The 8,693-nt window shown below is 67.7% G+C and carries 7 protein-coding genes and 1 pseudogene; all 8 read right to left on the reverse strand.

Features of this window, described 5'->3' with window-relative positions:
• Nucleotides 1-145: 145 nt before the first annotated feature.
• On the reverse strand, nt 146-1,627 hold the full coding sequence (locus tag RMO40_RS19765) for a glucan biosynthesis protein G (RefSeq protein ID WP_309725026.1): 1,482 nt from the start codon (nt 1,625-1,627) through the stop codon (nt 146-148).
• 359 nt (nt 1,628-1,986) lie between these two features.
• A pseudogene (locus tag RMO40_RS19770) lies at nt 1,987-3,341 on the reverse strand (sigma 54-interacting transcriptional regulator).
• 15 nt (nt 3,342-3,356) lie between these two features.
• A complete protein-coding gene (locus RMO40_RS19775) occupies nt 3,357-4,016 on the reverse strand; it encodes a hypothetical protein (RefSeq protein WP_309725028.1) in 660 nt (219 codons plus the stop codon).
• Nucleotides 4,006-5,418, reverse strand: coding sequence for an ATP-binding protein (locus RMO40_RS19780; RefSeq protein WP_309725029.1), 1,413 nt, complete (start codon nt 5,416-5,418; stop codon nt 4,006-4,008). Before RMO40_RS19780 ends, RMO40_RS19775 begins: the two co-directional genes overlap by 11 nt.
• A 118-nt stretch (nt 5,419-5,536) precedes the next feature.
• On the reverse strand, nt 5,537-6,466 hold the full coding sequence (locus tag RMO40_RS19785; RefSeq protein WP_309725031.1) for a YgjP-like metallopeptidase domain-containing protein: 930 nt from the start codon (nt 6,464-6,466) through the stop codon (nt 5,537-5,539).
• A gap of 11 nt (nt 6,467-6,477) precedes the next feature.
• Nucleotides 6,478-7,206 carry a 1-acyl-sn-glycerol-3-phosphate acyltransferase gene (locus tag RMO40_RS19790; protein WP_309725037.1) on the reverse strand — a complete coding sequence of 243 codons (729 nt, stop codon included), beginning with the start codon at nt 7,204-7,206 and terminating at the stop codon, nt 6,478-6,480.
• Between the two features lie 11 nt (nt 7,207-7,217).
• On the reverse strand, nt 7,218-7,826 hold the full coding sequence (gmhB, locus tag RMO40_RS19795) for a D-glycero-beta-D-manno-heptose 1,7-bisphosphate 7-phosphatase (protein ID WP_309725033.1): 609 nt from the start codon (nt 7,824-7,826) through the stop codon (nt 7,218-7,220).
• Between the two features lie 14 nt (nt 7,827-7,840).
• A partial coding sequence (gene glyS / locus RMO40_RS19800) for a glycine--tRNA ligase subunit beta (protein ID WP_309725035.1) occupies nt 7,841-8,693 on the reverse strand: 853 nt, incomplete at its 5' end.

Raw genomic sequence — 8,693 nt, forward strand, 5'->3', positions numbered from 1 at the left:
TGCGCGCTGGGCTTCGACCGGCTCAGCCCGAACGTGGATTTGATGATGTCGCCCAGGCTGCGCAAGAAGCCGCGCCATGGTGTGGCGACCATCGAGCCGCGAAGCATGGGTGGGGTGCTCGGCCCGTACGCGGCCGAATCAGAACTCACTCGGAGGGAATGATGGTGGTCCATGTTTCAGTCAGGGCGTGGTTGCCGGTTTGGAGAAAGGCTCGCAGCTCGGCGGGTCGCGCGGGCTGGAGGCGGGTGAGGCGCACGGTCATGCGCCAGGTGCCGGTGACGGCATTGCGGTAAGCGTGGCGCTCGACGATGCGGGCGTTGGCGCCAGCGGTGACGACGGCTTTGACCACCGCATCGGAGGGCAAGGCGCGCAGCGCGGGGCCGTCGAAATCGACGACGTACTGCACTTCGTTCGGGTCGCGCACCTGCTCGCGCGCCACGAAACCGTGGCCACGTCGGGTCTGCACCGCCCAGCCGGTGGGCGGGCGCTGTTGCACGTCGCCTTGCAGGTGCAGGCGGTAGGCGAAGTTGATGGGCTGGCCGGGGATCGGGGCGCGCTCGGGCACCCAATAGGCCACGATGTTGTCGTCGGTCTCGTCGGGCGTGGGCAGCTGCATCAGCTCGATGCGGCCGGGGCCCCAGTTGCCCACCGGCTCGACCCAGGCGCTCGGGCGCTGTTCGTAGCGGGCTTCGGTGTCTTCGTAGTTCGCATGCACACGGTCGCGCTGCATCAGGCCGAAGCCTTTGAGCTCGCGCATGGCGAACGAGGTGACCAGCATCTGCTTGGGGTTGACCAAGGGGCGCCACAACCACTCGCCATCACCGGTGGCGACCGACAGGCCGTCAGAGTCGTGCACCTCGGGGCGGAAGTCGTTCGCACGCGGCTGGTTCTCGCCGTGCTGGAACATGCTGGTGAGTGGTGCCAGGCCCAGCGTGGCCACCCCGGCGCGCAAGAAGAGTCGGGCCTGCACATCGACCACGGTCGCATCACCGGGGCGCAGCGTGAAGCGGTAGGCGCCGGTGGCGCGCGGCGAGTCCAGCAGCGCATGGATCACGAGCGTGGTCGCCTGCGGCGCGGGTCGCTCGATCCAGAACTCGGTGAAACGCGGAAACTCCTCGCCGCTGCCACCCACGGTGTCGATGCCGAGACCACGTGCAGACAAACCGTAGTGCTGGCCCTTGCCCAGCGCGCGGAAGTAGCTCGCACCGAGAAACACCACCAGCTCGTCTTTGTAGGCCGGGTTGTTGAGTGCGTAGTGCACGCGGAAACCCGCGAAGCCGAGGTCACCCCAGCTGTTGGGCGAGAGCTTGTTCCGGCCGTAGTCGAAGTTTTGCCGGTCGAAGGCGATGTGGCGTGCCTGGCCCGCCACCACTTCGTTGATGGCCACCGACTGCGTCTGGAATTTGCCCAAGTGGAAGAACATCAGCTCGAAGGGCAAGGCCTCCTTGCGCCACAGCGCCTGCTCGGGCCTGAAGCGGATATCACGGTACTGGTCGTAGTCGAGGCTTTTCAGCTCGGCGGGCAACACGACCGTGGCGGCCACGTGGGGCCGGGTGGCGAGGCTCCGGGCGCGCTCGGCGACGTCGTCGAAGCCGAAGTTGGCCAGCGCCTGCAATGAAACGAGCACGAGCGCGAACCCTGTCGCCAATTGGCGAATCGGGCGTCTGATCAGCGTTGAAAACAGCGGTGCAATGGACAAAACGCAGGGCCTGATGAAGTGGAAAGCGGCTCAAAGGAGCCGCAACACAACAACAGCGCAAAGCACGTGCCACGCACCGAGCCACGTCATTCCCGCGCAGGCGGGAACCCAGGACCGTGGCGGGCTGCCGCGGTATCGATGTGCGTGACAGGCCTGCATGCCGGATTCCGGCCTGCGCGGGAATGACGGGAAGCGTGCGACCAGCCGTCTGTTTTGTCGCCGCACAGCGACAAGCCCTGCCCCCACCGCCCGCAAGCCCTTGAATCGACGGGCTTTTTGCCTTGTCTCTACTCGGCGACAGGCGGCTCCGCGCGAAATTGACCCGGCGTCAGCGCATGCCGCTGCAGCAGCCGGTAGAACTCGGTGCGGTTGCGATCGGCCAGCCGCGCGGCGTCGGCTGCGTTGCCATCGGTGAGCTTGAGCAAGCCCACCAGGTAGTCGCGCTCGAAGCGCTCGCGCGCCTGGGCGTAGGTCAGCACCTCGACACTCGGCACGCGCAGCGCGCGCTGCACGAGCGTGAGCGGGATCAGCGGCGTGGGCGTCAAGGCGCACACCTGCTCGACCACGTTGTGCAGCTGGCGCACGTTGCCGGGCCAGCTGGTGGTGGTGAGCGCCTTCATCGCGTCGGGCGCAAAGCCGCTGAAACGTTTGCCGTACTTCTCGCTCAGGCGGGCCAGAAAGTGGTTCGCCAGCAAGGGGATGTCTTCGCGCCGCTCGCCCAGCGTGGGCAAATGCAGCGAGACCACGTTGAGCCGGTAGTACAAGTCTTCGCGGAACTGGCCTTCGGCCATGGCGGCATCGAGGTCGCGGTGGGTGGCCGACAGAATGCGCACGTCGACCGGCACCGACTGGCTCGCCCCCACCGGCCGCACCGAACGCTCTTGCAGCACGCGCAGCAGCTTCACCTGCAGCGCGGGTGGCATGTCACCGATCTCGTCGAGAAACAGCGTGCCGCCATCGGCCGTGACGAAGAGCCCGCGGTGGTTGGCCACGGCGCCGGTGAACGAGCCCTTCACATGGCCGAAAGTTCTGATTCGAGCAATGCCTCGGGGATGGCGCTGCAGTTGACCGCCACGAAGGGCTTGGCCGCGCGCGGGCTCGCCCGGTGGATGGCCTGGGCCAGCAGCTCCTTGCCGCTGCCGCTCTCGCCGCGGATCAACACGCTCGCATCCGAAGCCGCCACCATCTTGGCTTCGGTCAGCAGCTCGGCCATGCAATTGGAGCGGCTGACGATGGCGGCGCGCCAGGCGTCGTCGCCATCCCGCTCGGGCTCGGCCGGTGGCGCAAGCGCCAGCGCGTCGTTGACCTTGTCGAGCAAGGCCTTGCCGTCGAACGGTTTGGTGAGGTAGCTGAAGACACCACGCGCGGTCGCTTCGACCGCATCGGGGATGGTGCCGTGCGCGGTGAGCAAGATCACCGGCAGCGCGGGGTGGCGCTTGCGGATCTCGTCGAACAGGGCCAGGCCGTCACGCCCGGGCAGCTGCACATCGCTCACCACCAATTGCGGGCGCGCGACGGCCAGCTGCGTGAGCGCGGCTTCGGCCGACTCGACCGAGGTGACGCGGTGCCCGGCGGCCGTCAAGCGCATCGACAGCAGCTTCAGCAGGTCCGGGTCATCGTCGACCAGCAGCAGGTTGGCCATGGTCGTTGCGCCGCCTCAGGGCGCCCGGGGCGCGGCCGGCGGCGCCGAAGCGCCCGGCGCCGCCGGGAAGGAGCCCCCACCCGGCGGGCGGGTGGTCATGCTGCGTTCGATGGCTTTGAGCGCTTCGAGTTTTTCGTTGAGCTGCTGCAGCGTGCGCTGCTGATCACGGCGTTGTGTGACTTCACGCGCGAGCTGGTCTTCGAGCCGGCGTTGTTCGGCCACCCGGCCCAGCAGCAAGCGTGCGAGGGGTTGCCACGGCGCCAGCTCGGGCGCGCTCGATTTGCTGATGGGCTCGAGCAGCGCCACGGCGCGCGCCAGGTCACCGGGGTTGTGCTGATGCGCGAGCGCCAGCGACAGCTCCAGCACCGCGTCGGCCGGGGCCGCCGTGGCGGTCACCGACACCACGCCGTTCAGCCGCGTGATCTCGTTGGCCAGGTCAGGGGCCGACAACTGCCGCAGTTGTTCGTGATAACTCAGGAAACGCCGCGCCGCCACATCGGTCGGGTCGGGTGGCGGCGGTGGCGCCGGCACCAGCACCACCGTCGGGGCCGACGCGGGCGCGGCGACAACCGGGGTCGTTTGTGCAGGCGGCGTGGTTCGAAATGCCGAGCATGCCGACAGCACGAGTGCGCCCGCCACCACCCCGCAACCCAACAAGTTCCTACTAAGCAGCATGTGGCAATTCGATGTGAAAGTGAGCGCCGGGCCCGTCGGGCAGGAGTTCGATCACGCCACCGTGGGCCGTGATGTATTCGTGCACGATCGACAAACCGATGCCACTGCCGCGCACGGCGTCGCTCGGTTGCCGCTCACCGCGGTAAAAAGGTTCGAACACGCGGGCCCGGTCCGTTGCAGCCACACCGGGGCCCTGGTCCACGATGTCGATGCAGGCGCGCCCTGGCATGCGCGTCACTTCAATTCGGATGGTAGCGCCCACCGGGCTGAAGCGAATTGCGTTGGACAAAAGGTTACCCAAGGCGGTGCCCAGCTTGTCGGCGTCGATCTCGGCCGCGACCGGGCCGCCCTCGACCACCACCGCCAGTTGCCGCGCCTGCCACTGCAGCCGCTGCAGCGCCACCAGTTGTTTGACGAGGGCGGTGATGTCGGTGGTGCGGCGAACCAGCCGGCGCGCCTCGAAGGCCGCCGCGTTGAAGCGCAGCAGGTCTTCGATCTGGCCCTGCAACACGGCGGTGTTTTGGCGCAGGATGCGCGCGACCTCGCGCTGGTCGTCACTGAGCGTGCCGGTCACCCCTTCTTCGAGCAATGAGACGCCTTCGCGCAGCGCTGCCAGCGGCGTCTTCAACTCGTGCGACACGTGGCGCAAGAAGCGCGACTTGTCGGAGTCGAGCTCGGCCAGGCGCAGGCGCAGCCACTCCAGCCGGCGGCCGAGCAGGCGCACGTCGGACGGGCCGCGGATGTCGATCGGTTGATCGAGCCGGTTTTCGCCGAGGCCGATCACCGCCTGCTCCAAGCTCTTGAGCGGGCGGGCCAGCCACACGCCGAAACCGAGCGCCATCAGAACCGCCACCACGATGGCGGCGAGGATCTGCCGGCCCAGCTCGGCACGGCCGCTTTCCAGCTCATCCATCAACACCTGGTTGCGCGCTTCGGTGGCCAGGCGCACCTGTTCGGCCATGGAGGCGTTGATGCTTTCCAGCTCGCGAAAAGCAGCGGTGACACCGGGCTCGCGCAAGCGCTTTTCTTCAGCCGCGCCGCGCAGTTGCAACTCGATGCCCTCTTGTGTGCTGCGCCACTCGGCCGCCAGCTTGGCCGGAATGCGGTTGTCGGCCAGGCGGGCGAGGGCCGCCGTGGCGTCGCGCGTGGCTTCTTCAAACCGTTGGCGAAGCACCGGGTCGTCGAGCACCAGGTACTGGCGCGCCGCGCGCTCCATGGCCACGGTACGCTCGGCCAGCACCTGCGCATCGGCGGTGTCGGCCACGGCCCGGCGCGCACCTTCGCTGCTCTGGCGCAGCAGGCTTTCCAGCGAGAACAGGCCACGCAGCGAGGCGGCGCTGAGCAAGGCAGCGATGAGCAGGAAGGCGACCAGCAGCAGCTGGCGGAAGGAATAACGGTGCACGCGATGCAAACCTGTCGTTGGGCGAACACATCCGATTCCGTTCGCACTGAGCTTGTCGAAGTGCCTGCACCGAGCCACTCGCTGGCTTCGACAGGCTCAGCCCGAACGGTGGGTGGGGCTAATCAAACACCGGAAGCACGTCGTCTTTCAAGCTGCCGCGCACTTGTTCGAAGTCGGGCATCACCGAGCGCACCACGTCCCAGAAGCGCGGGCTGTGGTTCATCTCGCGCAGGTGCGCCAGCTCGTGCGCGACCACATAGTCGATGCTGGGCATGGCGAAGTGGATCAGCCGCCAGTTGAGGCGGATCGCACCATCCGCCCCCGCACTGCCCCAGCGCGTTTGTGCCGACGACAAACTGAGCTTGGTATAGCGCACACCGAGCTGCTGCGCAAAGTGCTTGCAACGCTCTTCGAACACACGGCGGGCCTGGCGCTGCAACCAGCTTTGCACCACGTCGCGGATCTGCTCGGGCGTGGCGGTGTGCGGCAGGCCGATGTGCAGCGTGAGGCGTGGCACGCCGGGCAGCGCTTCGGCGTCGGCATTGAGCACGGCGCCGCCCTTGGTGAGGCCGGCGCGCGCGTCGAGCACGATGATGACCGTCTCGCCGAGGAAGGGAATGCCGGTGCCGTCGCGCCAGTCGACCTTGGCCGATTGCAGGCGCTGTTGACGCTCTTGCTGCTCGGCCAGCTTGCGCAAGATCCAGCCGGCCTTCTCGCGCAGCGCGGCTTCGATCTCGCCCACGCCCACCCACTTGGGTGCGGCCACGCTCAGGCCCACGAGACCGACCACGAAGCCGATGCTCTTGCGCCGCGCGCGGCGCAGGGCATAAGCGACCAGGTGTTCGTTGAGGCGGATCTCCCGCTGGGCCTGCGGGTGGCGGAACACGGCGGGGGCGAGCACGGAAGCGATCGGGACGGCAGGCGGTGCGGGGGTGGAGGCTGGTGGTGGTGCCAGAAGCTGCGGCACCGGCAACGTCACTGGCACAGACACCGGCTCATCAAACAGCGAAAGCTGCGAGGTGGAGGAAGCCGGTGCGCCGCGCGTCATGAGCCGTGATTCTAGGTTTGATGGGCTTGCGGATCGAGGCGGCGCATCTCGCCCTCGATCCAGGTTTCGACTTCGCGCATCAGCTCGTCGGGCTGGCGGCCCGCCGACTCGATCGGTTTGCCGATCGACACATCGATCACGCCGGGCCGCACGAGGAAGGACTTACGCGGCCAGCACACCGCCGAGGTCACCGCAATCGGCACCACCGGCCGGCTGGTGTCGACCGCGAGCCGTGTGCCGCCCGATTTGTAGGTGCCCTGTTGGCCACGCGCCGCGCGTGTGCCTTCGGGAAACATGATGACCCAGTTGGCATTGGCCATGTGTTTGCGGCCCTGCTCGGCCACCTTGGCCCAGGCGGCCGCGCGCTTGCTGCGGTCGATGTGGATCATGTCCATGCGCGACATCGCCCAGCCGAAGAAGGGGATGTAGAGCAGCTCGCGCTTGAACACATAGGCCAGCGGCTTGGGCATCAGCGTGGGGAAGAAAAAAGTCTCCCAGGTCGACTGGTGTTTGGACAGCAGGATGACCGCCGCGTCGGGCAGGTTGTCCATGCCAGTGATGCGCGCACGCACGCCGCAGATGACGCGGCAGCCGCCCATGGCGAGGCGCAGCCAGCCCGCACACATCCAGTAGATGGTGTCGCCGCGAACGAAGATCGACACGATGAGCACCGCGGTGCCCCAAGGCACCACCGTCACCGACATCCACAACACAAACAACAAGGACCGCAGGGCACACAACGCGTTGCGAATCAATCCAGCCTCCCGAAGCCCGAGTCGGTCTTGCCCGACGCACCACGCGCCGTGCGCTCGTGCTGGATCAGGCTCTCGGCAAACGCCGCCAGGTCGGCGTGCACCTGCAGCGCGGGGATCTGCTGCTTCAGCTGCGCAATCTGCGCATCGGTCATCGCGGCGCCTCGGCCGGTGCGCACCATGTGGGGTGGGCAGCCCGCGGCCACCGCGGCCTCGAGGTCGCGCACCGAGTCGCCGACCACGGGCACGGTTTGCAGGTCAACGCCATACCGCTCGCCGATCTGCTCCAACAAACCGGGCAGCGGCTTGCGGCAGGTGCACTGGTCTTCAGGCGCATGCGGGCAGAAAAACACCGCTCCGATGCGCCCGCCCACGCGCGCCAATGCCGCGTTCATCTTGGTGTGCATGGCGGTGAGCGCGGCCATGTCGAACAGGCCGCGGCCCAGGCCCGACTGGTTGGTGGCGATCACCGTGTGCCAGCCGGCATGGTTGAGCCGTGCGATCGCCTCCAGCGCGCCGGGCAAGGGCACCCACTCGTCGGCCGACTTGATGAAGTCGTCTCGATCCTCGTTGATGGTGCCATCACGGTCGAGGATGATGAGGTTCATGGCCTGCCCGTCTCTCATGTGGCGAGCTTCGAGAGGTCGGCGACGCGGTTCATTGCAGCGCGGAGGGTGACGAGGAGGCCGAGGCGGTTGGCACGCAGCGCCGGGTCTTCAGCGTTGACCATCACCTGGTCGAAGAAAGTGTCGACCGGGGTCTTCAGCGCCGCCAGGGCTTTCAGCGACGCGGCGTAGTCGCCGCGGTCGAAGGCGGCATCGGCATGCGGGCGCACCTGAACGAGCGCCTCGTACAAGGCGGCTTCGGCGGGCTCGTTCAGCAAGGTCGTGTCGACCTTCGCTTCCAGCGCACCTTCGGCCTTCTTCAAGATATTGCCCACGCGCTTGTTGGCGGCCGCCAGCGAAGGCGCCTCGGCCAGCGCCGCAAAGCTGCGCACGGCCGCGAGCCGGCCGGGCACGTCGCCGAGGATGGGCCGCAGCTCCAGCACCGCGTCGACCTCTTGCGCGCTGTAACCCTGCTCACGCAACATGCTTGCCAATCGGTCGTAGATGAACACCAGCAGCGGCTCGCTCGGGTCGCTGATCAGCTCGCCGAAGGCCGGCACGGCCGAGCGCACCAGCTCGGCCAGGTCGAGCGCCATGTTTTTCTCGACCAGGATGCGCACGACACCCAGCGCATGGCGGCGCAGCGCAAACGGGTCTTTGTCGCCGGTGGGCAGCTGGCCGATGCCGAACAGGCCGACCAGGGTTTCGAGCTTGTCGGCCAGCGCGAGCACCGTGCCCGAGTGGTTGGACGGCAGCGTGTCGCCGGCAAAACGCGGCTTGTAGTGGTCTTCGATGGCGATGGCCACCCCGTCACGCAAGCCTTCGTGGCGCGCGTAGTAGCCGCCCATGATGCCCTGCAGCTCGGGGAAC

This window comes from Rhizobacter sp. (assembly GCF_031412075.1).
Lineage (GTDB): Bacteria > Pseudomonadota > Gammaproteobacteria > Burkholderiales > Burkholderiaceae_C > Rhizobacter.